The 24,696-nt window shown below is 63.6% G+C and carries 20 protein-coding genes and 1 pseudogene; 15 read left to right on the forward strand and 6 right to left on the reverse strand.

All coding sequences use genetic code 11. The annotated features are described in order from the left end of the window. Positions 1-95 precede the first annotated feature (95 nt). Positions 96-926 carry a hypothetical protein gene (locus LDB05_RS04170; RefSeq protein WP_226006670.1) on the forward strand — a complete coding sequence of 277 codons (831 nt, stop codon included), beginning with the start codon at positions 96-98 and terminating at the stop codon, positions 924-926. 71 nt (positions 927-997) lie between these two features. Here LDB05_RS04170 and LDB05_RS04175 read toward each other — a convergent pair whose 3' ends face one another. After that, positions 998-1,519: a DedA family protein gene (locus tag LDB05_RS04175; RefSeq protein ID WP_226006671.1), complete on the reverse strand. Its 522-nt coding sequence runs from the start codon at positions 1,517-1,519 to the stop codon at positions 998-1,000. A 172-nt stretch (positions 1,520-1,691) separates the two neighbouring features. Between LDB05_RS04175 and LDB05_RS04180 the strand changes: the two genes are divergently transcribed. Continuing rightward, the gene (locus LDB05_RS04180) at positions 1,692-2,192 is read left to right on the forward strand and encodes a metal-dependent hydrolase (protein WP_226006672.1); all 501 of its coding nucleotides are present in this window, start codon (positions 1,692-1,694) and stop codon (positions 2,190-2,192) included. A 5-nt stretch (positions 2,193-2,197) separates the two neighbouring features. Here the strand turns inward: LDB05_RS04180 and LDB05_RS04185 are convergent, their stop codons facing one another. Both LDB05_RS04185 and LDB05_RS04190 read right to left on the reverse strand, forming a co-directional pair. Beyond that, positions 2,198-2,710 (reverse strand): metal-dependent hydrolase, encoded by a 513-nt coding sequence (locus LDB05_RS04185; RefSeq protein WP_226006673.1) that lies wholly within the window; start codon positions 2,708-2,710, stop codon positions 2,198-2,200. A gap of 68 nt (positions 2,711-2,778) precedes the next feature. Continuing rightward, positions 2,779-3,798 (reverse strand): lysylphosphatidylglycerol synthase transmembrane domain-containing protein, encoded by a 1,020-nt coding sequence (locus tag LDB05_RS04190; protein ID WP_226006674.1) that lies wholly within the window; start codon positions 3,796-3,798, stop codon positions 2,779-2,781. 224 nt (positions 3,799-4,022) lie between these two features. Here LDB05_RS04190 and LDB05_RS04195 point away from each other — a divergent pair, with 224 nt between their 5' ends. From LDB05_RS04195 to LDB05_RS04220, 6 genes are all read left to right on the forward strand, one after another. Further along, complete coding sequence (locus LDB05_RS04195) at positions 4,023-5,699, forward strand: sulfatase (protein ID WP_226006675.1); 1,677 nt, start codon at positions 4,023-4,025, stop codon at positions 5,697-5,699. Between the two features lie 127 nt (positions 5,700-5,826). Further along, a complete protein-coding gene (locus tag LDB05_RS04200; RefSeq protein ID WP_226006676.1) occupies positions 5,827-6,684 on the forward strand; it encodes a hypothetical protein in 858 nt (285 codons plus the stop codon). Positions 6,685-6,771: 87 nt separating this feature from the next. Next, a complete protein-coding gene (locus LDB05_RS04205; RefSeq protein ID WP_226006677.1) occupies positions 6,772-7,755 on the forward strand; it encodes a glycosyltransferase family 4 protein in 984 nt (327 codons plus the stop codon). After that, positions 7,756-8,862, forward strand: coding sequence for a glycosyltransferase (locus LDB05_RS04210; RefSeq protein WP_226006678.1), 1,107 nt, complete (start codon positions 7,756-7,758; stop codon positions 8,860-8,862). Positions 8,863-9,155: 293 nt separating this feature from the next. After that, on the forward strand, positions 9,156-9,737 hold the full coding sequence (locus LDB05_RS04215) for a FixH family protein (protein ID WP_226006679.1): 582 nt from the start codon (positions 9,156-9,158) through the stop codon (positions 9,735-9,737). Positions 9,738-9,846: 109 nt separating this feature from the next. Further along, positions 9,847-11,262 (forward strand): FAD-dependent oxidoreductase, encoded by a 1,416-nt coding sequence (locus LDB05_RS04220; RefSeq protein ID WP_226006680.1) that lies wholly within the window; start codon positions 9,847-9,849, stop codon positions 11,260-11,262. Between the two features lie 15 nt (positions 11,263-11,277). Here LDB05_RS04220 and LDB05_RS04225 read toward each other — a convergent pair whose 3' ends face one another. Both LDB05_RS04225 and LDB05_RS04230 read right to left on the reverse strand, forming a co-directional pair. Further along, complete coding sequence (locus tag LDB05_RS04225) at positions 11,278-13,137, reverse strand: glycoside hydrolase family 15 protein (protein ID WP_226006681.1); 1,860 nt, start codon at positions 13,135-13,137, stop codon at positions 11,278-11,280. A gap of 154 nt (positions 13,138-13,291) precedes the next feature. After that, positions 13,292-14,338 carry an NAD(P)/FAD-dependent oxidoreductase gene (locus LDB05_RS04230; RefSeq protein ID WP_226006682.1) on the reverse strand — a complete coding sequence of 349 codons (1,047 nt, stop codon included), beginning with the start codon at positions 14,336-14,338 and terminating at the stop codon, positions 13,292-13,294. 142 nt (positions 14,339-14,480) lie between these two features. Between LDB05_RS04230 and LDB05_RS04235 the strand changes: the two genes are divergently transcribed. From LDB05_RS04235 to LDB05_RS04265, 7 genes and pseudogenes are all read left to right on the forward strand, one after another. Beyond that, the gene (locus LDB05_RS04235; RefSeq protein ID WP_226006683.1) at positions 14,481-14,618 is read left to right on the forward strand and encodes a hypothetical protein; all 138 of its coding nucleotides are present in this window, start codon (positions 14,481-14,483) and stop codon (positions 14,616-14,618) included. 156 nt (positions 14,619-14,774) lie between these two features. Further along, positions 14,775-15,149, forward strand: coding sequence for a winged helix-turn-helix transcriptional regulator (locus LDB05_RS04240; RefSeq protein WP_226006684.1), 375 nt, complete (start codon positions 14,775-14,777; stop codon positions 15,147-15,149). Positions 15,150-15,376: 227 nt separating this feature from the next. Beyond that, positions 15,377-18,508, forward strand: a complete 3,132-nt coding sequence (locus LDB05_RS04245; protein ID WP_226006685.1) for a PAS domain-containing sensor histidine kinase — start codon at positions 15,377-15,379, stop codon at positions 18,506-18,508. Positions 18,509-18,627: 119 nt separating this feature from the next. Then, on the forward strand, positions 18,628-18,894 hold the full coding sequence (locus LDB05_RS04250; protein WP_226006686.1) for a hypothetical protein: 267 nt from the start codon (positions 18,628-18,630) through the stop codon (positions 18,892-18,894). Between the two features lie 293 nt (positions 18,895-19,187). Further along, the gene (locus LDB05_RS04255; protein WP_226006687.1) at positions 19,188-20,159 is read left to right on the forward strand and encodes a polysaccharide deacetylase family protein; all 972 of its coding nucleotides are present in this window, start codon (positions 19,188-19,190) and stop codon (positions 20,157-20,159) included. After that, positions 20,152-21,267, forward strand: coding sequence for a GNAT family N-acetyltransferase (locus LDB05_RS04260; protein WP_226006688.1), 1,116 nt, complete (start codon positions 20,152-20,154; stop codon positions 21,265-21,267). The genes LDB05_RS04255 and LDB05_RS04260 overlap by 8 nt, the downstream gene beginning before the upstream one ends. Positions 21,268-21,466: 199 nt before the next feature. Next, positions 21,467-22,272 (forward strand): annotated as a pseudogene (locus tag LDB05_RS04265) (transposase). Positions 22,273-22,807: 535 nt separating this feature from the next. On the opposite strand, the gene LDB05_RS04270 reads toward LDB05_RS04265, so the two are convergent. Beyond that, positions 22,808-24,598, reverse strand: coding sequence for a hypothetical protein (locus LDB05_RS04270; protein WP_226006689.1), 1,791 nt, complete (start codon positions 24,596-24,598; stop codon positions 22,808-22,810). Between the last annotated feature and the right edge of the window lie 98 nt (positions 24,599-24,696).

A 24,696-nucleotide genomic window follows, 5' to 3' on the forward strand; every position in this document is an offset into this window, starting at 1 on the left:
CGATACAGTCGACCGCCGAGATCGAGATACCCTACCGCGCGAGGCGTTTCAGTGACGGCCGTCCGGACGGACGTCCCCGTGGGGGTCCCCCGCCAATGACTCGCTCCAGTGTGACATCGATAGCGATTGGGACCGGCGGGGGGATCGCGAGCGTCGTCGTCGTCGGAGCTTTGCTCTCGTATTTCGACTACGACGTCGTCACATCGGCAAGCGAGTTGTGGATGCTCCTCCCGGGGGCGTTCGTGCTCGGGTTCGTGACGGTTGCGGTTTCGGCTCACACAAGGCTCGTCTCCCCCGGCGGCGGATTCGCGGCGCTCCTGACGACCGTGGTGTACGCCGAACTGACGACTGACGCTCCGTGGGCAGTCGTCGAACGCGGTGACGGTCTGATCGTCGAGGGGTCGTTCCACGCGCTGTCCTACGCCGAGACGTGGTACGTCTGGCTCGCGCTCTTGCTCGTCGCCGGCGTCGCCGAGTTCGCGGTTCGACGGGGGTACGGTCTCGGGGACGCTCGGCTCCGAAACCTCCCGGCCCTCCCGCTTTCCCGAACCGACCTGTGGCTCGTCGTGACCGCCTGTAGCGTTGCGGTGGGTTTCGCGACGATGATCCTTCTCGTTCGAGGGAACCTGTGGGATACGGTCCCCGGGTACGCAATCGGCTTCGTCGCGGCCGCCGTCGCTACCGCAGTCCCGCTCGCGGTGTTGCTCTCCCACGGAATCGTCTCCCCGTTCGTGCTGTACAGCTGGATCGTCACGGCCACGTTGCAGACGGAAGCGTTCACCGCGCCCGACAGCGGACTCCACATCCCACTTCTGGGTGCCTCGGCGATCGTATTTGGGATCGTCGCAGTTCTCGAGCTGCTCGTTCGCTCCCGTCTGCGGGGGTGGGACGGCGGCAAATTCGAACACCCCGTCGGTCGAAAGTAGCCTGCCCGCTTCCGGAACCGAACGTCGACAGGGGCATAGTGACGGAGCGGACTGCGATTCGATGAGCCGTCTCAGGCCAGCAGGTGGCCGCCGAACAGGTAGAGCGCGGCGAGAATCGTCTGGAAGGACAGCGACCCGGCGGCCGACAGCACGAGGAACGACCGCCTGTTCATCTCTGACAACCCGGCGGGAACGGTGAGCAGTCCCCGGACGAACAACATCGTATTACTCACCGGAACGGCGACGGGTCCCCAGCGGTCGAACCAGCCGTCGAAGCGCTCGAGTCGCGACTCGGAAATCGGGACCCACCGCGTCTGCATGACGTACTCCCGGCCGGCACGGCGGACGAGACCGAACAGGAGGAGTTGCCCGATCGTCGTCCCGACGACCGCGAGGACGACGATGGCGATCGCCTCGACGATCGACGAGCCGATCAGTGCCAGTGCGGCCGGCACGACGAGTTCGCTCGGCATGAACCGCAGCAACATCGCTCCCTCGAGGATGCAGAGACCGAACAGGATCGCGAGTCCGACCTCCGAGGCGAACAGTGACTCGAGCCAGGAGGGGACGTCAGCGCGTTGCAGCGGGTCCATTGCCGATCGTAGTCCGTCTCGACAGTGACTTCGCTCGGCGACAGAAGCCGTTGGCTTGCGACTGCAGCCTGCGTAAGTATCGGGTGTGCTCGGGCCACGACCGGGCGCGTATCGGTGATCGACACGTCGGGTCCCACAATACATACGACAGTTCCGTTCGAGAGTTGGCAGTATGGAACCGGGACGAGTCCTCTTTCTTATCGTCGCGTTCGCGACACACGCCGTGGTCGGACTCGCGCTCGTTCGCGGATTCACGACCGTCGATCCGCGGACGGGGACGTGGCTGGGCGTCGTCTTCGGCCTCCTTCCGGACGCCGACTTCTTCTTTCCGGCGGCCTGGGGGTGGCCGTTCGTCCATCGCGGGATAACCCACTCGCCGCTGTTCGCGCTGGCGGTCGTCACCGGCGTGTACGGGATTCGTCGGACCCGTGCTACCGCGCTCGCTGTTGGGTTCGCGATCAGTTCCCACCTCCTGATCGACTCGCTGTCACCGATGGGGATTCAGTGGCTGTACCCGATCGAGACGACCTGGAGTCCCGGCCTCGACGTCCACGGCGCGACCGGAACGATACTGCTCTGGTCGCTCTCGCTCGGCCTCCTCGCGTGGCGAACGGACGATCTGGACGAATTCGGACGGTGGCTGTCTCGAGACGGTGGCGGCTCACACGGGTAGTCGAATTACCCGGCGGGAACCACCAGAACCGGCCGGTAGATCGCCAGTAGTAACGACCCCAGCAACGCGACCGAACCGGCAACCAGAAACGCTCTGTTGATCCGTCCGTTCTTCGATTTGAACCAGTCGAGCGTCAGATGGGCCCGCGAGACGGGAGCCAGCGGGCTGATTCCCATCGGCGTCACGACGTCTCCCGCGAGGTGAGCGAGGATGCCACACGTCCCGACGGCGAACCCGAACCCGAAGCTGAACCCGCCGCCGGCGCCGAAACTCGAGCGGGCGACGAGCACCGTCCCGACGCCCGCCCCCAGTCCGACCAGGAGGGCGAACCAGACGGTGTGGGTCGGACCGCGGTGGTCGATCCACGGGAGCCCCTGATCGAAGTCCGGGAGCGTCGCCGTGGCGAGCGCGAGCACCGCTCCCCAGAGGGCCAGCTCGAGGGAGTAGCGAGCGCTCACGATGGGGACGAACGGCGCGTAGACGAGCGCGTTGAATCCGGCGTGGCCGTCTCGGTACATCGCGTTGGGGTGGTCGATACCCCTCCGGTGCCCGGCGACTTAACTGCTGGGACGGGGCCCAATTCGGCTCACTGGAGGGTCCGAATCCCGAACGCCGAGACCGACGCGCCGCCGACGAGTATCGGCATCCAGTAGACGGCGCCCCGGAAGATCAGGACGGCCGCGGTGACGGCCGACGCCTCGATGCCCGTCGTCGGGACCAGCAGCGTGACGAACGCGGCCTCGATCCCGCCGAGTCCGCCGGGGAGCGGGGCCGCGCCCGCGATGTTCGCGAGCGGGATCGCGAACAGCAGGACGTACACCGGAACGCTGTACCCGAGCGCGGCGAAGGCGGCCAGCAGTGCCGCGGTCTGAAAGAGCCAGCCGCACAGCGAGAGCCCGATGATCGCCCCGAGTCGCCACCTGCTCGTCGCGATCCGCTCGATGTTTTCGAAGAACCGCCCCATCCGATCCGTGAGGTCGTCCTCGAGGGTCTCGGAATCGAACCGGTCGAAGCCGAGTCGGCCGATACGAGGCGCGATGATGGCGGGCAGCCGATCGATGATCGTGTCCCGGTAGCGCCAGACCAGCGCCATGGCGAGTACGATCGCCCCAATCAGGACGACGGCCGAGCCGACGGCCGTCTCGAGGCGCTCGCCGATGGCGGCAGTGGTCGCGTAGTAGCCGACGCCGACGAAGACGAGCGAGATCGAGGGAATGACGTTGAGGAGGTCGACGCTCGCGATCCCGACGAGCCCGGTTTCGTAGCGCGAGTCGGAGACTTTCGAGATGAGCAACGCGGCGATCGGTTCGCCCCCGGCTTGCCCGAACGGCGTGACATTGTTGGCGAAGACGGCACCGGCGTAGACGAAAAACGACTTGACGAGGGGGATCTCGACGCCGAGCGTACCGAGGACGGTTCTGAGCATCAGGCTCCAGGCGGCCAGCCAGCAGAGCGCGAGCGCGAACGTCACCGCGACGAGCGACGGCTCCGCCGAGAGCAACGAGTCGAGGATCGGGCGCGCACCGACGATGAAGAACAGGACGGCGAGGACTGCGATCGCCCCGAAGGCACCGATGAGAAACGCGCGCCGGCTTCGCTCGTCCATGGCTGGTATGAATCGTCAGTTGACTTGAAACGTCTGATCGATATCGACGGGCGAACTCGATTGCCCGTCGACGTCGGTCCGTCGGGACTGTCACGTCCACCACCCTTGTCATTGCACCACGCTACTGCCGATCAATACCTCACTACGACAGTTTCCGGGCCGTTTCGGTACTGTATCGGCTTCATAACAAATTGAGACACCCCCGAGTCAGGGCAGTACGTCACATGTCCTCCCCGACCGTCCCGTCAGTGCCGTCCATTCGCGACAGCGACGCCGCGTATTCGCTGCGGACTGCTCGAGGGACCGGAGCCGCCGGCTCGAGGAGCGACGGGACGCGCCCGTCGAACGTTCTCTTCGTCGTGCTGGATACGGTCCGGGCGGACCACCTCGGTCCCTACGGGTACGAACGGGAGACGACGCCCGAACTCTCGGCCTTCGCCGACGAAGCGACCGTCTTCGATTCGGCGGTCGCGCCCGCGCCCTGGACCCTGCCGGTTCACGCCTCGTTGTTCACCGGTCTCTATCCGAGCCAGCACGGGGCCGACCAGGAGAGTCCGTACCTCGAGGACGCGACGACCCTCGCGTCGGTCCTGTCGGCCGCCGGCTACGACACGGCGTGTTACTCCTCGAACGCCTGGATCACACCCTACACCAACCTCACCGACGGGTTCGACGAGCACGATTCGTTCTTCGAAGTGCTTCCTCGAGACGTGCTCTCCGGACCGCTGGCCAGCGCGTGGCAGGCGCTCAACGACAACGACTACCTCCGGGAAATGGCGGCGAAGATCGTCAGATTCGGGGCGATGGCCCACGAGCGACTGGCCAGCGGCGAGGGGGCGGACACGAAGACGCCGTCGGTCATCGATCGGACGAGGTCGTTCATCGATGACAGCGAGAGCGACCGTGGCTGGTTCGCGTTCGTGAATCTGATGGACGCCCACCTGCCGTACTATCCGCCGGCGGAGTACCGCGAGACGTTCGTACCGGGCGTCGACCCGGACGACGTGTGCCAGAATTCGAAGGTGTACAATGCCGGCGTCCGGGACGTCGATGGCGACGAGTGGGACGACATTCGGGGCCTCTACGACGCCGAGATCGCCCACATGGACGCCGAACTCGGTCGCCTGTTGGACTGGCTCCGCGCAACCGGGCAGTGGGAGGACACGACCGTCGTCGTTTGCGCGGACCACGGCGAACTCCACGGCGAGCACGGGCTCTACGGCCACGAGTTCGCCCTCTACGACGAACTGATCAACGTTCCGCTGCTGGTGAAACACCCCGATCTCGAGGCCGGCCGACGCGACGACCTCGTCGAACTGCTGGATCTCTATCACACGACCCTCGACGCGCTGGCCGTCGACCCCGATGCCGTGGTTGGCGCTACTGCGGGCGACGGCCCCGTCCCTCGCGATCCGACGCGGTCGCTGCTCTCGAGCGAGTATCGAACGTTCGACGACGTTCGGGATCCCGATCCCGGCCAGCGAGCCGTCCTCGAGGGAGACGGCGACGCCGATTACGCGTTCGTGGAGTACGCCCAGCCGGTGATCGAACTGCACCACCTCGAGCGGACGGCGAGCGAGGCCGGTGTCACGCTCCCAGCGGACCACCGGGCCTACTCGCGGCTGCGAGCGGCTCGAAGCACCGACGGAAAATACGTCCGCGCGGATCTCGTTCCCGACGAGGGATTCCGGCTGGATACCGATCCGGACGAGCAGTCCCCCGTCGATCCGGCGGACGACCCCGTCGTCGCGGCGACCGAGCGAGCGCTCGCCCGGTTCGAGGACGCCGTCGGCGGCGCGTGGACGGAGCCGAGCGAGACGGACACTGACGACGTCGACGCCGTGGCCGACGCCGACGACGCGACTCGAGATCGGCTGCGCGAACTCGGGTATCTCGAGTGACATGCCCCGTCGGTCGGCCGGCGAAACGCGGCCTACTGCGGCGTCTACCGGCGAAATGTGTTCGGTCGCGCTGACTTTCAGGAACCAATAAGAATACAGTGGTCGAATCGAAAGATAGCCGCAACTAATGGACGACCAGCACTTCCTCGAGTCGGAGTGGGATTACTGTCTCGTGCTGGATGCGTGTCGGTACGACGTGTTCAGCGAGATCTACGACGAGTATCTCGACGGGACGCTGGAAAAGCGCTGGAGTACGGGATCGTCGACGCCGGAGTGGGCCTACCGGACCTTTACCGAGGAACACGATATCGCGTACTTCTCCGGGAACCCCTTCATCAACGATCTCGGTATTCCGCTGAACGAACTCAAGTGGGGGGCGAGTTGCGACTACGAGTGGACGGCGTCCGATCACATCAGTAACGTCTTCGACGTCTGGAAATCCGGCTGGGACGACGACCTCGGAACGGTGCCGCCGGACAGCCTCGCGGAGGCGTTCCACGATCACCCCGACGCCGTCGAGCAGGCCGATCGGACGGTGCTCCACTACATGCAGCCCCACGCGCCCTACCTCTCCCGCGGCAAGGGGCAGAAACTCAAACAGATCCAGAAGGGGATCCGCAAACAGGAGGAGGCGGAAAACGCCGACGACGACGGCGGCCCGCTCTCGTCGCTCAGCGACACGATCCGCCCGAAAGTCGAGAACACGCTCGAAGGGAGCGAACTCGCACAGAAGGCAGGCCTCTGGCTCGAACTCGACCCGACGGATCTGGTCAAGAACGGGACGCGAGAGGCGGCGATGGAACTGTACGAAGAGAACCTTCGGATCGCGCTCGAGTCCGTTGCCGAACTGGTCGACGAACTCGACGGGCGCGTCGTCGTGACCGCCGATCACGGGGAGGCCTTCGGCGAGGAAGGCGTCTGGGAGCACCACATCGAGACGCACATTCCGCCGCTGATGGAGGTCCCGTGGCTCGAAGTTCACTAACGTGAAACCGACTCGCCCGCGAACAGCCGCTGTCGACTCGTCTCGCCATCTCGACCACCGACGACACCACAGTCAGGGGGGATCCGGATGAAAATCAGCCACTACTTCGAATTCGAGGACCACGTCACCGGCGGCATCCGCGAATCCGTCGTCCACCAGCGGAAGATGCTGGATCGGTTGGATCTGGAGTACACGGTCGAGCCGACCCTCGAGGCCGACGTACTCCACTGCAACCTCATGGGGCCTCGGTCGGTCTGGTACGCCAGACGGGCCCGGTCTCGCGGTATTCCCGTCGTCGCGAACACGCACGTGACGGCTGAGGACTTCGGGGACAGTTTTCGCTTCACCAACGCCCTCGCCAAACCGCTGAAACCGTACCTCCGATGGGCGTACGGACTGGCCGACGCCCTCGTCTGTCCGTCCGAGTACAACCAGCGGCTCATCGAGACCTACACCGACACGCCAACGAGGGTCGTCTCGAACGGCGTCGACCGCGAGAAACTCGAGGGGTTCGAGTCGCTCGAGGCGGAGTACCGCGATCGGTACGACCTCGACCCGCCGACCGTCTTCCTCGTCGGCCACGTCATCAAGCGCAAGGGCCTCGAGACGTTCGTCGAGCTCGCTCGCCGGCTGCCGGAGCTTGACTTCGCGTGGTTCGGGCCGCTCGATCTCTCGCTGAAGGGACGGGAGACGACGAAACTGATCGAGGGTGCCCCCGAGAACTGCACGTTCACCGGCTACGTCGACGACATTCGCGGTGCCTACGCGGCGGGCGACATCTTCTGTTTCCCGACGCATGAGGAGAACGAGGGAATCGCGCTGCTCGAGGCGATGAGCGCCGGGAAGCCGGTCCTCGTTCGGGACATCGAGACGTTCTCGTGGCTCGCGGACGGCGAGGACAGCCTCAAGGTGGCCGGATCCGGCGTGAGCGGATTCGCGGACGCGCTGGAGCGACTCGCGGATCCGGAGCTCCGGAACCGGCTCGGAACGAACGCGAGGCGACGGAGCGAGGAATTCTCGCTCGAGACGGTCGCGGATCGGTATCAGTCGCTCTACGAGGAGGTGGTCTGAATGAAGATCGGATTCTTCACTGACAGTTATTTCCCCGAAATCGACGGCGTAACGTATACGATCAAGCTCTGGCGCGAGGAGTTAGAACGGAAGGGACACGAGGTGTACGTCATTTACCCCGACGGCGACTACGAACCCGGCGACCGCGAGTTCCCGGTGCGATCGCTTCCGAACCCGTTCTATGCCGGATATCGGATTCCCCTCACAAGACGCACCTCGACCCTCCCCGAACTCGACGTCGTCCACTGCCACGGCCCCGCCCCGATCGGCATCCTGGGTCGGTACTACGCCTGGAAGCACGACCTGCCGACGATCTATACGCACCACACGCCCCTCGAGGAGTACTTCCACCAGAGCATCAAACTCGAGTCGGTCGCGGGACTGCTCTCGAATTGCTACGTGCCGGTCGAGAACGCCTTCCTCCGGAGCTTCGACGTGGTGACCGCGTCGACGGAACGGATCGAACGAGACGTCGAGCACGTCCAACTCCCGGTCGGAATCGACATGGACTTCTTCCAGCCGACCGCGGAAGACTGGTACCCCGATCGGACGGTGATCGGCTACAGCGGCCGTCTCAGCATGGAGAAGAACGTCAGCGAGATCCTGCGGGCCGCCGAGGAGCTGCCGGCGTACGACTTCGTCGTCGTCGGCGAGGGCCCCTACCGCGACTCCCTCGAACGCAAGGCACCCGACAACGTCGAACTCCGCGATTTCCTCCCTCGGGAGGAGTTACCGACGTTTTACTCGTCGATCGACGCGTTCGTCACCGCGTCGACCGCCGACACGCTCGGCCTCTCGACGCTCGAGGCGAACGCCTGCGGGACGCCCGTCGCGGCCACCGACGCGCCGCCGTTCGACCGAACGATCGGGCCTGACAACGGCGAGCGGTTCGCGTACGGCGATCTCGATTCGATGGTGGAAGCCATCGAAACGTGTCTGGCGACCGACCGCGAGACCAGAGCGGCCGTCGAACGCTACTCGGTCGGGTACACCATGGATCACCTCGACCAGTTGTACCACAACGTGCCCCTCTCGAAAGACGAGGCTCCGGCGGAGGTCGAGACGCCGTGGGGATTCTCCGAGGAAGAGCGAACGCAGGGCGACTGATCCGCGCCCGCTTTGGGTACCTCCTCCCTTGTTCCCTTCTTCCGTTCTTCTCTGCTCTCTCGAGCGATCTTCTCACATCGAACCATCCCGCTGTCGGGTAGATGGGTTTCGATGCCGTGACTCGTGGCGAGTCGCAGTGAGCTCGAACAGACGGGAGTGACATCGAGCGTATCGTCGCGAGCGGAATTCGGTCGGGGAGGTTCGGAAGGGATCGGAACGTGTCTTCGCCGATGCACGTGGCTTCGTGAATCGAACCAGAACGGCTTCTTTAGGATACGTCGGTATACTACGCGATGCAATTCGCCAAACGACTGCTCGTCGTCGGAACGATCGCGGTAGTGCTCCTCGGCGCGGTCGGCCCGGCCGTCGCCCACGAGACGCAGGATCTCGACGGAAACGAGGTGACCTTCGGCGGGGCCGACGAGCCGCTGATCACCGGCGAGCGGATGTGGCTCGAGTTCGACATCGTCGACGCGGAGTCGGGCGACCCGGTCGAAAATCTCTCCGAAAACCTGACAGCGTCCGTCCAGACGGGGGACCACGAAAAGACGGCCCTCGAGATCAGCGAGAAGCACGGCGAACCCGGCGTCTACGAGGCCCCGGTCGTCTTCACGGAGTCCGGCGACTACGTCGTCCACCTGGAAGGGAACATCGACGCCTCCGACGTCCACACGCACTTCGAGACGGAGGTACGGGACCGTGCGGAACTCGAGTACCCCGATACCGACTCGGAGACGAACGATACATCGACCTCCAGCGCGGACGGGAATCAGACCCGTCTGTCCGGTATCGGATCCGGCGGCGGCACTGTCGTCGCCGTCGGTGCGATCGGCGTCCTCGCGATCGGTGTCGCGGTCGTGCGCCGTCGACGATAGCGCGATCCGGTTCGGTGGGTCCCGCGTCGAATCGCGGACGATCGACGCTTCAGGGAAATTCGCACACGGGCAGTGAGGGATTATATGTCTCGCACTCTCTATTGTCGGTATGAGCGACCCATTCGTCGTCGTCGGCGGTGACGCAGCGGGAATGTCCGCAGCGAGCAAGGCGAGACGCGACGATCCGGATCGCGACATCGTCGTCTTCGAAAAAGGGCAGTGGGTGTCTTACGGCGCGTGCGGACTTCCCTACTATATCAAAGGTGATATACAGTCCCTCGAGGATCTCGTCTCGGTCACGCCCGAGGAGTTCCGCGAGGAACGCGACATCGACCTCCGGACGGGCCACGAGGTCGTCGAGATCGATACCGACGAGCGGACGGTCACTGCGGAGGGTGACGCCGGAACCGTCGTTCAGCCGTATGGAAACCTCCTGATCGCGACCGGGTCGGAGTCGATCGTGCCGCCGATCGACGGCATCGACCGCGAGGGCGTGTACACGCTCGGCTCGATGAGCGACGGGAAGGAACTGCGCGAGTACGTCGCTCGAGCCCGCGACGGCGAGGACCTCCAGCAGCCCGATCGGGGGCCGGCCTGTCGGTACCTCGAGGACTGTACCGGCCCCGTGGGCGTCGTCGGCGGCGGCTACATCGGCATCGAGATGGCGGAGGCGCTGGCGGCGAACGGGTTCGAAGTGAACCTGTTCCAGCGCGGTGATCGCGTGCTGAAGGGCTTCAGCGACGAAACGAGCGAGCACGTCGCCGACCATCTCCGGGACGAGGACGTCGCGCTCCACCTCGGTGCCGAAGTGCAGGAATTGACCGGCGGCGACCGCGTCGAGGCCGTCGTCACCGCCGACGACCGGGTCGAGGTCGAGATGGTGCTGATCGGGACCGGTGTTCGCCCTCGGACGGACCTCGCCGAGGACGCCGGCATCGAACTCGGCGAGACCGGCGCGATCGCAACTGACGCCTATCGCGAAACGAGCGCACCGGACGTCTACGCGGCGGGTGACTGCGCCGAGGCGACCCACGTCGTCACCGGCGAACCGGCGTACGTTCCGCTGGCGCTGACCGCGAATCGACACGGTCGCGCGGTCGGCCAGACGGTTACAGGCACGCCGACCGAGGGGGGCGATATCGCCGGCACGGCGGCGGTCAAAGCCTTCGACGTCGAAGCTGCACGTACTGGCATTCTGGACCCCGAAGAAGCCCGTGAAGCCGGGTTCGATCCGGTGACCGAGACTGTGACGGCAAAATCGCGTGCGGGCTACTATCCCGAAGACGGGAACGTCACGATCACCCTGACCGCCGACCGCGACTCCGAACGCGTCCTCGGGGCGAGCCTCGTCAGCGAGTACGGCGAGGGCGCAGTCCACCGCAGTCACGCGGTCGTCGCGGCGCTCTCGGAGGAGGCCACCGTCGCCGACGTCGAAAACTACGACCTCGCGTACGCGCCGCCGTTCAACAGCACGTGGGATCCGATCCTGGTCGCGGCGAAGGTGCTGTCGGGGAAGCTCGAGTAGTCCGCCGCGAGTCGCTCACCGATCGTCCAGACCGACCGGATCGCCGAGGCGGATCCCCATGGGCGCCGGCCCGGCCGACTCGTGACCGGTCGCGTATCCGACGTACAACGAACTGTTGATGATCCCGACGTGGCTGAACGCCTGCGGGAAATTACCGAGATGCGCGCCGGTGTCCGCCTCCAGCTCTTCGGCGACGAGTCCGAGTGGATTTACGTTCTCGAGGAGCGCCTCGAAGCGCTCGCGGGCCTCGTCGGCGCGGCCCGAGAGCGCGAGCGCGTCGACCAGCCAGCACGAGCAGAGCACGAACGCTCCTTCCTCACCCGGAAGGCCGTCGTCGCCGTCGTACCGCTCGACGAGCACGTCGTCTTCGACGAGCGTCTCCTCGGTCGCTTCGATCGTCCCGCGAATCCGTTCGTCGTCGAACGGGAGGAAGCCGACGACGGGAAGCAACAGCCCCGTCGCGTCGAGCGCGTCCGTTCCGTAGGCCTGGACGAACGCGCCGACGTCCTCGTCGTAGCCGTTCTCGAGAACGTCGGCTTTGATCGTTCGACGAGTGTCCCGCCACGACTCGAGCGGCGCGTCGCGGTCGCGGTCGACCGCGATCGCGATCCCTCGGTCGAGGGCGACCCAGCACATCACTTTCGAGTAGACGAACTGTTTCGGGCCGTCCCTGACCTCCCAGATGCCAGCGTCGGGTTCGTCCCACACGTCGCGGACGTACTCGACGATACCGCGGATCGTGTCCCACTCCCCGTCGTCCAGGGTCCGGCCGTGCTCCAGCATCTCGTCGACCGCGAGCAGGAGCTCGCCGTAGATGTCGAGTTGGGTCTGCTCGGCCGCGCCGTTACCGATCCGGACCGGTCGGGAGTCCCGGTAGCCCGCGAGGTGGTCGAGCTCCCGTTCCTCGAGGTCCGTGTCGCCGTGAAGGCCGTAGAGGGGCTGGAGTTGGGCGGGGTCGTCGGTCCGACAGCGGTCCATGAACCAGTCGAAGTAGTCGACCGCCTCCGAGACGTGGCCGAGATTCATCAGGGCCTGGACGGTGAACCCGGCATCGCGCAGCCAGTTGTAGCGGTAATCCCAGTTTCGGACGCCGCCGATGTCTTCGGGGAGCGACGCGGTCGGGGCGGCGGCGATCGTGCCCACCTCGGCGTGGGTGAGCAACTTGAGGACGAGACCCGATCGGACCGCGAGGTCGTGCCACGGACCGGCGAAGACGCAGTCGTCGGCTCCGTCACAGGTGTGAGCCCAGTCCGTCCAGAACTGGACCGTGTCCGACAGAGCCTCCGCCGGTTCGGAGTTCGCGTCTTCCGCACCCGTACATCGAAGTGCGAACCAGACGGAGCCGCCCGCCTCGAGGCGGAATTCGCCCGTCGCGCGATCACCGTCGACCTCGAGGTCGACGGGAGTTTCGAGTACCGTCCGTTCCTCGCGGCCCTCCGCGCGGAGTCCCGTCTCCGTCCACGCGAACGTCGCGTCCGCCCGCCCGTAATCGAACCGCGGTTCGTACTCGATCTCGAGGTCGGCCGAGCCGTCCGAGCAGGCGACCTTGCGGTAGAGGATCTTCTTCGGATGATCGACCCGCTCGGCGGGCGGTAAAAAGTCCGTCACCGTCGCCGTCCACGCCGGGGTTTCGAACGTCGTCTCGAGCACGTTCGTCTTCCCGACGTACCGCTGTGTCCCGTCGATCGACGCCGCCGGTCCGATACGAAACCGACCGCCGCGGTCCGGATCGAGGATGCCGGCGAGGATCGTGGGCGACTCCAGGTGAGGGAACGGGAACCAGTCGACCGATCCGTCCCGCCCGACCAGCGCCGCCGTCTCGAGGTTGCCGACGATGCCGTAGGACTCGATCGGGTTGTACTCGGAGACAGTCATCGCGACCGGTTCGAATCGCGACCGCGAGGTGCTCGCCTACGGACGCGGGACATGTGCGAACGCATGGTGTGGGCGATAGTTTGACGCCGATCGGAAAAAGAGCGAGTGTCGTCGAGAGAGACAGACACCGCAGCGTACCCGTTTTCAGCGCCCCTCAGTCGCCTTCCGCCGACGAGTGCCCGCTCGCCTGACTGCGAAGCCCGTCGGGCATCGCGGGAACGTCGCTCGCAGCGACGGCTCCCTCGGCCTCGAGTTCCGCGAGGGACTTCGGGAACTCCCGGCGTTCCTTGTGGATCGCGATCCCCGCCTTCGCGCCCTGTCCCATCGCGACGGAGACCTGATTGTGGCCCGGCGTCAGATCGCCGACCGCGTACAGCCCGTCGACCGAGGTTCGGCCGTGATCGTCGACGGCGACCGTGCCGTCGTCCGTCAGCTCCGCGCCGAGGGACGTCGCGACTCCGTTGTTGTACTCGCTCCCGTACATCGCGAAGCCGCCGGTATAGTCGCGAACCGTTCCGTCTTCGAACTCCAGGGCCTCGAGCCAGCCGTCGTCGCCGTTTCGGACGCCGGTGACGTCCTCGTGAACGATGTCGACGGGGTGGCCCTCGAGCAGCCGTTCCGTCTCGTCGCTCCAGGTCGGCTCGTCGCCGCGGAGCAGCAGGTCGACATCGTCGGTGAAGTTGAGCATGATCATCGCGACGTGGGCCGCGCTCTCGCCGTGGCCCATCACGTACACCGGCTCGTCGATGAACATGTAGGCGTCGCAGTGGAGACAGTAGTGGAGTCCGCGCCCGGTTCGAGGCAGCGGCGGTTCGGGACGTTCGTCCGAAAAGCCGGTCGCGAGGACGACGTTGTCCGCGACGGCGGAGCCGTCCGTCGTCTCGAGCGCGAACCCGTCGTCGACGCGCTCGACGTCCGTCACGAACTCTCGGCGGTAGTCGGCGCCGTAGGACTCGATCTGCTCGACGGCCGTCGAGAGGAATTCGTTGCCCGACACCGATTCGGGAACGCCGATGACGTTGTGGGTGTCCTGCATCATCGCGGCTCGGCCGCCGCCGCGGTCGAAGACGGCGGTCTCGTGGCCGAGTCGCGCCGCGTACAGTGCGGTCGTCAGCCCGGCCGGGCCGCCGCCGACGACGACGACCTCGTACCGGTGATCGGCTTCCGTTTCGTCGCGGGTCCTGCTTCCTTGGTCACTCATAGTAACTTGGTTACAATTGCATAGTCATAAACATCAGCCAACGGGACAGTTACCCGGTTACGATCCAGTAAGTGACGATCTGGCATCGGTCGGACACACTCGCGAAGGAATTATACTAGGCGATAGACTACCGTCCACTGGTATGACAGCATCGTCCGACGACGGCGACGACGACTCGAGGTCGCGGCCGCAGTTTCGGGGCTGTCTCTTCTGTTACGGCGGGGAGTGGCTCGCCTATTCGGCGCGAACGGCGGCGCGGAAACTCCGTCGACACGAGTGACAGTTCTCACGCCGGGTCGGTACTCGCGGACGCCGGGTGGCCCTCCCGTCTAGTCGACGCGACTGCCCGGTACAGCTCGCCCGTCAGAGGACAGTTATACTAGGTAACTAAGTTACAGCACGTAACTATAAGGGAACCCGCGGTCTAGAACCGAGCATGGACGAACCGAATCATCAACTGGAAGTCTGGTGTGCGGGCGAGGACTGGTGTTCGATCACCTCCACCGCCACGCTAATCGGCAAGAAGTGGCACACCGTCGTCATTCACCGACTGCTCGCCAACGGGCCGCTCGGTTTCAACGCGCTTCAGGAGGAGATCGGCGGAATTTCGAGCAAGGTCCTCTCCGACGTGCTCGACGACCTCGAGGAGAAACGGCTCGTCAACCGGGAGATCGTCAACGAGAAACCGGTTCGCGTCGAGTACTCCCTGACCGAGGTCGGCGAATCGCTCGAGCCCGTCATCGAGGAGATGCAGGCGTGGGGGAAAGAGCACCTCGCGGCCGCGTCGGACAAGGATAGTTCAATCGCCTGAATCGACGCCGGAAAACGGGTCCTGCGGGGGTCGCCGTCGACGACGAGGACGTCGTCGTCCGGATCGTCCCCATACTCGCTTCCGAACGACGGCCCGTCGATGCTCGGAATCACGTCTTTCGGCAGGACGTCGATCACGTTCATGGCCGCCCTTCGGACTCGAGCGGGAAAGGACCGTCTGCCACGATCGGCAAGAGACTTATCTTCGTCACCGGCGATTACAGTAGCATGAGTACTCGATCGAGCGCAAACGGCGAGGCATTCTGGGAGGAAGCCGACGCCGGTGTCGCACTGCAGCGATATCGGACACTCGTCGACACGCTCGATGACGGGATTTACCAGCTCGATGTCGACGGCAACTTCGTCGCGGTCAACGACGAACTGGTCGAGCTGATCGGCTATTCTCGCAACGAACTCCTCGGCGAACACGTCACGTCCGTCGTTCACGAGGACGACGTTCCACCCATCGAACGCGAAATCGCGACCGACATCGAGACGGGCGACGGTATCGATCCGTTCCACCTCGTCCTCCGAACCGCCGACGGGAACAGCGTCCCCTGCGAGCTCCGCATCAGCACGCTCGTCGAGGGAGACGAGTTTCAGGGGACGCTCGGCGTCGTTCGCGACCGCACCGAGCGAACGCGGCAACTACGGACGCTCGAGTCGGCTCAGGCGTCGTACGAATCGATCACCGACGTCCTCGACGCGGCGAACATCGGCGTCTTCGTCCTCGACGACGAGTTCCAAATCGAATGGATCGACGAAACGATCGAGGAGTACTTCGGCCTCGATCGCGCGTCGGTCATCGGTCGGGACAAACGCGACGTACTCGAACAAGACATTCGAGAGACCGTTGCCGACTCCGAGTCGTTCAGCGAGACCGTTCTGGCGACGTACGATGACAACAACGACACGGAACGGTTCGAGTGTCAGGTACTCACCGGCGAGGACGACGACCGCGACGAGCGCTGGCTCGAGCATTACAGCAAGCCGATCGAGTCGGGAGAGTACGCGGGGGGACGCGTCGAGTTCTACTCCGATATCACGGACAAAAAGCGCTCTGAAGGAGCGCTACGGGTGCGCACGGAAGCGTTTCACTCGCTGGTCGACGCCGTCGAGGAGTACGCGATCTTTCGGTTAGATACGGACGGCCACGTCGTCAGTTGGAACGAAGGCGCACGGCAGATCAAAGGCTACGATCGCGACGAGATCCTCGGCGAACACTTCTCCACGTTTTACACCGCAGCGGATCGATCGGACGGCGTTCCCGAGCGAAACCTCGAGGCCGCACTCGAAAACGGCTCCGTCGAAGACGAAGGCTGGCGCCGCAGAAAGGACGGCACGGAGTTCTGGGCGAACGTAACGATCACGCCGATTCGGGACGACGACGGTACCCATCGGGGGTTTCTGAAGGTAACGCGTGACATGACGGACCGCTGGGAACGCAAACGGGAACTCGAGACCGAACTCGAGCGGATTCTGGGCAGGATCTCGGACGCGTTCTACGCGGTCGACGACGAGTTCCGGTTCACCCACGTCAACGACCGGGCGGCGGAACTCCTCCAGCACACCGAGGCGGAACTGCTCGGAAAATCGCTCTGGGAGATGTTTCCGGATCTCGTCGAGTTCGACGAGGTCTGGGACGCGTTCCACACCGCGCTGGAAACGCAGGAACCCACCAGCTACGAACTCTACTACGACACGCTCGATTTCTGGGTCGAGGCGAACCTCTATCCCTCCGAGACCGGTATCTCGGTGTACTTTCGGGACGTTACGGAACGCAGAGAGCGCGAACGGGAACTCGAGCGAACGGAACGCCGCTTCGAAGCGATCTTCGAGGACCCGAACATCCTCGTAGGGCTGCTCGATACCGACGGAACGGTGCTGGACGTCAACGGGACAGCGATGGAGTACGTCGACGCCGATCTCCAGGCAGTGATCGGCGAACCGTTCTGGGAAACGCCGTGGTGGGAGGAAAACGCCGATGAGGGGAGCGACGTCGTTCGTGACGGTGAGGCCGCGACGTCCTCTCAGAGCGTGGGGCAACCATCAGGCGACGACGCCGCCGGTATTCGGTCCGCCGTCAGAGAGTGGGTCGATCGAGCGGCGGACGGCGAGTACGTGGACTTCGAGGCGGATCTCACCCGGCCGGACGGGCGGCAGTACACGCTCGAAGGCGTCTTCAGACCCGTCACGAACGACGACGGCGAGGTGGTGTCGATCGTCGTCTCGGACCGAGACATCACGGAGCGCAAACAGCGCGAGCAGGCGCTCCAGGAGAGCAGGAATCAGCTCCGGACGCTCATCGACTTGCTTCCGGTCGCCGTGTTCGTCGCCGAAGCCGACGGCCGCATCGTCAAGTGGAACGAGGCCGCCGAGGAGATCTGGGGCGGAGAGATCGCCGAGTCGCGGTCCGTCGCCGAATACGAACGGTACGACGGCTGGTGGGCCGACACCGGTGAACGCGTCGAACCGGAGGAGTGGGCGCTCGCGCGGGCGCTTCGAGGCGAAGAGGTCACCGACCCGGACGTGATCGAGATCGAAGGCTTCGACGGCGAGCGCCGCACCGTTCTGAACCACGGGATGCCCGTTCGGGACGCGAACGGCGAGGTGAGTCGCGCGGTCGTCACCCTCACCGACATCACCGAGCGAACGGAGTATCAACGCAAACTCGAGGAATCGAACGAACGCCTCGAGCAGTTCGCCTACGCCGCGTCCCACGACCTGCAGGAGCCCCTCCGGATGGTCACGAGCTACCTCCGGCTGCTCGAGAACCGGTACGGTGACGCCTTCGACGAGGACGGCGAGGAATTCCTCGCGTACGCCGTCGACGGTGCCGAGCGGATGCGCGAGATGATCGACGGGCTGCTCGAGTACTCGCGGGTCGAGACGCGGGGCGATCCGTTCGAACCGACGGACCTGAACGCAATTCTCGAGGACGTCCTCGAGAACCTGCAGATACAGATCGAGGAGAGCGACGCCGAAATTACTACTGAGGACCTCCCCGACGTATCGGGCGACGGCAACCAGTTACGGCAGGTCCTCCAGAACCTCCTCTCGAACGCGCTCACCTACAGCGGTGACGACCCGCCGCGGGTTCACGTCGGTGCCGAACGGCGGGGCGACGAGTGGGTGCTTTCGGTTCGAGACGAGGGGATCGGGATCGACCCGGATAACTACGATCGCGTGTTCACGGTCTTCGACCGGCTACACAGCCGCGAGGAATACGACGGAACCGGGATCGGACTCGCCCTCTGCCAGCGCATCGTCGAACGTCACGGCGGCGAGATCTGGGTCGACTCCGAGCCCGGCGAGGGCTCGACGTTTTCGTTTACCCTCCCCGCGGCAGGGACTCGGTGACCGGCCATCCCGTCGTTCTCGCGAATCCGGTATCGGATCCGAAGACGTAACTCTCGCGGCACGCCATCGATGGCTATGGGAGACGACGGCAGTGACCGATTCGCGGAGGCCGATCGATCGTGACCGACGGTCGTCTTTCGGGTATTCAATCGAGACTTCCGGCCGGGCTTCGGGACCGGCTCGAGCGGCTTCGCTGGTGGTACGCGCTTCGATTCGGCGGCGCTCCTCGGTGTGCGGAATGCGGTGACGAAGCCGCGTGGATCGCGGAGGCGGAGGACGAACCGCGCTGTTTCAAACACATTCCGGAGGCGGGAACTGATGCGATACGGGACGTCCAGCCGGAGGATTGTTTTACTGACTGGGACGAGACGGCCACCGACGCCTGACCGAGCTGGGGACCGGAGCCTTCCACTGGCCCGGTACGGCACACTCTCTGCGGAGAGAGCGGATCGATTGCCTCGATCGAGGGGGGATGGAGTGGATTATCTTCGGTGTTTCTCTTGGAAGCCGGAACGGAGAGCTGCCGGACTTACTAGACTCTCCGAACAATGTACCGGAACGAGCGTAAGTATCTCGAGAGAGAATGTGGCCGAGGTAAGGATTTCATACTCGGAATACTGTCTCTCCGTCTTTCGTAAGTCGCTCGGTAACAAAGTGGTCGAACTGCGCTGAGCTACGTATGGTAGGGACAGTAACCATCAGTATCGAAATCGAACTCGGATGGGGAATACACGACCGACAGCAGTACGACCATCTCAGCGACGACGGACGCGTAGAGCGACGATGCCTCTACCGACTTCTCGACGCGTGCGACGACTACGGGATACCGATATCGTTCGACATCGTCGGCCACCTGTTGCTCCACAGCTGCGAGGGAACCCATTCCGGTCCCTATCCCGATGGGTGGTTCGACGAAGACCCTGGGACAGATATGGAGAGCGATCCACTATTCTACGCACCCGATATCGCTGCGGAGATCATGCGACGTCGGACGGACCACGAAATCTGCACACACACGTTCTCTCATGCGGTGTGTGATACGATGCCGCCGGACGTTCAGAAACAAGAACTGGAGCACGCCCAACGTCTCCACGAAAGAGTCACGGGTAATCAAACCGAGTCACTCGTCCCACCGCGCCACGTTTGTCCGTCGCTTGACGCCCTGAACGACCATGGGATCGAGATCGTCCGAGTTCAGGACGACGAGCCAGCATCGAATCCGGTCCACCGGTTCCGGGAGCTACTGTTCGGGCCGCCGCTCGTTCGGTCGCCCGAGTTCAGCGATGGTCCCGTGGAAACATACTGTACACGACACCCGAACCTGACGGCACCCTCGTTACCGTCCGGGCGGTCTCCGCCCCACTCCGCGTTTCGCTGGGTGCCCATTCGCATGGGGCAGCGGCTGCACGAGCGCTACCTCCGGACCGCGACGGAACTCGCGGTCGAACGGGATTCCCATCTCCACCTCTGGTGTCACCTCTTCGACCTCAACCGCGAGTACCAGTTGCCGCCGATCGAATCGTTCCTTGAAACGCTCGGCGAACTCGAACGGGAGGGAGCGATTGACGTCGAGACGATGAAGGGACTGAACGAGCAGATCCGTTCGGAGACGACCTCCGAGCCGGAACCCGAAGAACAAATCTATGCCTGAACAGATCGACCACGCATCCGGTTCGGCTGGAACCAACCAGTATCACGTTCGTCCGTTTGAGCCGGGCGATACGGAGGGCATTCTCGATCTCTTCGAGGCGGTCTGGGGTGAGCGCCGGTCCGAACCGTGGTTCGAGTGGAAGTACCGTTCCAATCCGTACGTCGATCACGTTCCGGTTATGGTCGTGGTCGATGACCGCGACAATCTAGTCGGCGCGCGCCCGCTATTCGTCGTCCCGCTAGGGATCGCTGGAGAACGAGTGCTCGCACTCCAACCGGGCGATACGATGGTCCATCCCGATCACCGGAGACGAGGCCTGTTTACGCGGATGACTGAGCGAACGATCGACCGGTATCGCGATCACGAGGCGGCGCTGTTTTTCAACTTCCCCAATTCGAAGTCGCGTCCGGGATACATGAAACTCGGCTGGCGCACGGTCGGTCCGGTGTCGACGTACTATCGCATCCAGCAGCCCAGCACGTGGCTCGAGACGAACGGATTGCTCGGACGAGCGATCGAACCCGTTGCGGACGCTGCGGCGGCCGTCGGAACGAGAATCGTCGATGCAACTGCACCGTCCGGGGGCGGCATTTCGATCCGTCGTCACGATACTATCCCAACGACGTTGCTGGCGTCGCTGTACGAAGGGGCATCACCGTCGGGGATCCACGCCGTCCGTGATGACGACTACGTTCGATGGCGGTACGGGAATCCGCAGTGGTCGTACCGGACCTACGTTGCGCGGAAGGACAGTACCGCTATAGCAGCAGCCGTCGTCGCGATGCCCGACGACGGGGAGACGGTACGGATCACTGATCTGGTTCCCCCGAAACCCACGGATTCCGCACTGGCCGCGCTGTCCTCGGCAATCGTTACGGAGTACGCCCATGCCGATGCGATTCTGGCACCGCCGACGTTCGCGACGTCGGTTCGCCGCCGGTTCGGGTTTCTGGACGATGCCCGGCCCCCGCTGTCGGCAATGACGACGCCCCGAACACTGGTCACACGTCCAGTCGTGACTGAGACGACCGATTGGACGATTGCCGACACCGCACTGACCGAGGCGAGCAATTGGACGATAACGTTCACCGAACAGGATAACTATTGAATCGCCAATCTTTCTACTAACTGGCAAGAGAAGTGCGCTGAATACAGAGCGTAGGCCTTGTTTAGACGCTCAAATCTTAGCAGTGTAGAGTCGATCGAACTCGTATCGTCATGTTAGTTGCTTAGGGTAAAGACCAAATCTACTAGGAAGTGAAGCGGACGGGTTCGTTGTGCACAGGAAGACCTCCTGCTTCACGGAGATGGTTGTATCGCTCGCGGAAAAGCCGTCGTTGGCACGCCAGCTCCGGCTTCCCGTCCGGGAAAAGAAGGCTACGCTGACTGGGTAATTCTCGCTGTTCAGGGTTGAAAGAGTACCTCGGCCATCCGTGCCGGAAGCTGATAGACGTCCTCTGCGAGATGCCGGGAGTGACGGAATCACTCGAATTGACGCCTGAACCGGTCCCACACTCCCCGACCGTGTGTGCGCGAAAGCAGGCGATCCCGATGAAGAGGCGGCAAGCGATCTTCGATCAGTCTGTCGAACTGTTTGTTCTCGGTGATATGCAGGCGATCGACGCAATCGGTGTCGATCGCGTCCAGGCCAGCCAGCACTACGCAAAATAGACGGACTACACGTTCGAGGCAGTGAAGACGACGCTGCTCATTGATTGTGAAACCAGTACTATTTTCGACATATATTTTTCGATGAAACAACCGCACGATACACAAGTTGGCTGGCAGGTATTAATGCGGAATCTCGACTATTTGGCCACTGTCGCTGCCGATAAGGGCTGCGACTGGTAAGAGCCTCGCACGAGGTTGCGTGCGGAAAGTATCACGCCGCTGATTCCGCAGCGAAATCCTGGAATACGGGGGTGGGCGAGAAATTTGCTTATCAAGTATTGTGCGTATAACCCTCGCTCGAACGCTGAGTCGGTGTTTTGGGCTCCGACGTAGATACGGCGATATGCTCTGGTCAAGAACCTGATTCGGGCGATCCCGTGAGTTCGTCATGAAATCCGCTGTCCGCAACATCGAACGCACCATCGAGGACTCACACCCGTGAAATAACGCGTTCATACAGGGTCACTCTGTTGCAGATACGTTTTCAATGAAAGCGCGTTTAGGATCAAGAGGGAAGTTACTGCAACCAGATAGACTACTATGATCGAGATCTCTGTAAAAGAATACTGGTTTATATAAATTATCTTAAACGACCTGGGGCTTTGATGCACTAAACTATGATACATAAAATGCATCCAAATAAGCAATAATATATCCAATAAAATTATATCTCTCCAGCTTGGATTTATTTCCACCATCATGATTCCATACGTGAAAATGTTTGATATAGCTATCCGTTCTATTAAACAAGACCCAGAGCGTATGTTACGCAGAGTATCGGTATTTGTTTCCCTGGTTGTTCTCCTGTAGCACTCGCTCGGTAGACGTGTCGAGACATTCCTGGTATTCCATCAGCTGATGGTGATGCTCCCCGAATCGTACTAGAGATACAGGGCGTACAGTACGATACCGACAACCCGATCCTGAACTGATAGCTCTGAATGTAGCGGAAGTCACGGCAGCAAACGCTGACGCGCTCAGTTGACCGCTTTCGACAGTTCCGCCCCTGCTTTGAACTTCACGTCGTTCGATGCGTCGGCCGCTCCAGCGAGATGAAGGACCGGTGCATCGAGCGCCGTCACGACCGACCACGCGGGAGCGTCGCCATCCCTGCCGGGACAGCCGCCAGTCTCGTGCCTGGCGACCCCTTCCCGAGACTGGACCCCCCAGCAGTATAACTCGCCGTCGTCCCTGCACACCTGGTGAGCACCCGAAGGGAGGGAGTCGTGGTTCGGGTCGTACTCGCGGGCGAGCGTGATGTTCGCGTAGGTCGTCCGGCCGGGCTTTTTCCGCCCCTCGACGCGCGACCGGAGATCGATCCCGCCGTCCTCGACGTCCGAGCGCGTCACGCCGGCGACGACGTTCGGGCCGTCGGCGACCAGTAGGGCTGCGGAGTTCTCGTAGAGTGCGCCGTCGTCGAGGTGCCACCCGCCCACGTAGAGCAGCTGGTCGTCGTGACGGATCCGACGCACGTGGAACAGCGCGGGCATCGGGCACGGACAGTCCGCCGGCGTCGTGACCACGGGAACGACGAACGTCTCGGACACGGCGGCCTCCCCGGAGGTGGTCTCCTCTCCCCAGGATTCGAGAATGTCACAACAGAGAGTCGGAGTGGTGCAGCATTGACTCGAGACGCGCACCAATGGTTCCGCGACCTCGGCCGCTGGCGTCGCACCCGTGACGACGACACCGCCCGAGGTTCCGAATGCGGCGACGCCGCGGCGAATGTCCTTCTTGTCGATGCCACGAGACTGACTGAGGTCGATGTCGCCACCGAGTTCGAGTGTCGAAGTGAGGAGGTCACGGCACGCCAGATCACGGTGTATCGCGACGGCCCCGTCGCTTTCCCCACAGCTCTCGGCGTTTCGTTCGCCGGTGAAGTACTCGAGCACTCGCTCGGGCGTGAGTTCGTCCGCAAGCGCCGGGCCGTCGACCCGCACGCGGGCGTCGGGGAGGCTGACGACGGAGTGCTCGCCGATCGTCGGCTCCCCGTCGAGGTAGTCATAGAGGGATTCCATGCCGTCACTGATTCCGTCGCCGTCGCTATCGATGTCCCTGAAGATATCGTCGATATCGCCCTGGACGATGCGGCGGGCCTGCTGGAGGGACTTCCTCGCGCTGTCCCACTCGCCTGCGTCCACGGCGTCGCTCGCGTCCCGGGCGAGACCCTTGCGGCTGTCGGCGTTCTCCCGGACGCTCGTGCAGGTCTCCGAGGAACAGCCCTCGAGTTCTGCCCGGACCTCGGTGGTCGCGTTGATGAACGCGTCGAGTGACGCCTTCGCGTCGTCGGTCGACCGGTCGTCCACGTCCGCGATGCCGGCGTCGATGTAGATCAACAGTGCACGCTCGATGTCCAGAACAGTGGCGAGCGTCAGGATACCATCGTCGTCGGAATCCTCGTCGTGGGGATCGGGCACCCAGATCGAGCCTCCTGGTTTGTTCGAGCGCGAGGAGTTGTAGTCCTGTGCCTTCGTGGTCGTGCTGGTGCTCCAGCCGTCGATCTCGATGCGTCGCGAGTCGGCCCCCAGTGTCGGCGGAACGAACCGCACGTCGACCGGACCGCTTCTATACGCCGTCACACGGTCGGTATCGCCGCCGGCGTAGAACCCGGCCGGCGAGGCAGTCCTGTTCGCTACTACCTCCTCACTGGCCCGGTTTCGCAGTCCATCGAGCGCAGTACAGCCGGCGAGGCTCCCGAGTACAACAGCGCCACCCGCTGCGAGGACCGTTCGGCGCTTTGCCAGAGGTGGACTACCGGAATTATCCACCGATTCGACATTCTCGCGACGTTTCTTATACATTAACGAGATTATACGTCACGTATGTATATAGGTTAGTAGTATAATACTTCATTCGACTTGAACGA

It is taken from the genome of Natrinema salinisoli (assembly GCF_020405205.1).
Lineage (GTDB): Archaea > Halobacteriota > Halobacteria > Halobacteriales > Natrialbaceae > Natrinema > Natrinema salinisoli.

Bases quoted from the DNA above. Each gene is read 5' to 3' on its own strand.
- LDB05_RS04240 (WP_226006684.1), top strand. From the start codon at position 14,775: ATGGACGAACCGAATCATCAACTGGAAGTCTGGTGTGCGGGCGAGGAC.
- LDB05_RS04200 (WP_226006676.1), top strand. From the start codon at position 5,827: ATGGACGACCAGCACTTCCTCGAGTCGGAGTGGGATTACTGTCTCGTG.
- LDB05_RS04235 (WP_226006683.1), top strand. From the start codon at position 14,481: ATGACAGCATCGTCCGACGACGGCGACGACGACTCGAGGTCGCGGCCG.
- LDB05_RS04255 (WP_226006687.1), top strand. From the start codon at position 19,188: ATGGTAGGGACAGTAACCATCAGTATCGAAATCGAACTCGGATGGGGA.
- LDB05_RS04170 (WP_226006670.1), top strand. From the start codon at position 96: ATGACTCGCTCCAGTGTGACATCGATAGCGATTGGGACCGGCGGGGGG.
- LDB05_RS04185 (WP_226006673.1), bottom strand. From the start codon at position 2,710: ATGTACCGAGACGGCCACGCCGGATTCAACGCGCTCGTCTACGCGCCG.
- LDB05_RS04195 (WP_226006675.1), top strand. From the start codon at position 4,023: ATGTCCTCCCCGACCGTCCCGTCAGTGCCGTCCATTCGCGACAGCGAC.
- LDB05_RS04190 (WP_226006674.1), bottom strand. From the start codon at position 3,798: ATGGACGAGCGAAGCCGGCGCGCGTTTCTCATCGGTGCCTTCGGGGCG.
- LDB05_RS04180 (WP_226006672.1), top strand. From the start codon at position 1,692: ATGGAACCGGGACGAGTCCTCTTTCTTATCGTCGCGTTCGCGACACAC.
- LDB05_RS04210 (WP_226006678.1), top strand. From the start codon at position 7,756: ATGAAGATCGGATTCTTCACTGACAGTTATTTCCCCGAAATCGACGGC.
- LDB05_RS04230 (WP_226006682.1), bottom strand. From the start codon at position 14,338: ATGAGTGACCAAGGAAGCAGGACCCGCGACGAAACGGAAGCCGATCAC.
- LDB05_RS04175 (WP_226006671.1), bottom strand. From the start codon at position 1,519: ATGGACCCGCTGCAACGCGCTGACGTCCCCTCCTGGCTCGAGTCACTG.
- LDB05_RS04205 (WP_226006677.1), top strand. From the start codon at position 6,772: ATGAAAATCAGCCACTACTTCGAATTCGAGGACCACGTCACCGGCGGC.
- LDB05_RS04215 (WP_226006679.1), top strand. From the start codon at position 9,156: ATGCAATTCGCCAAACGACTGCTCGTCGTCGGAACGATCGCGGTAGTG.
- LDB05_RS04220 (WP_226006680.1), top strand. From the start codon at position 9,847: ATGAGCGACCCATTCGTCGTCGTCGGCGGTGACGCAGCGGGAATGTCC.
- LDB05_RS04245 (WP_226006685.1), top strand. From the start codon at position 15,377: ATGAGTACTCGATCGAGCGCAAACGGCGAGGCATTCTGGGAGGAAGCC.
- LDB05_RS04260 (WP_226006688.1), top strand. From the start codon at position 20,152: ATGCCTGAACAGATCGACCACGCATCCGGTTCGGCTGGAACCAACCAG.
- LDB05_RS04225 (WP_226006681.1), bottom strand. From the start codon at position 13,137: ATGACTGTCTCCGAGTACAACCCGATCGAGTCCTACGGCATCGTCGGC.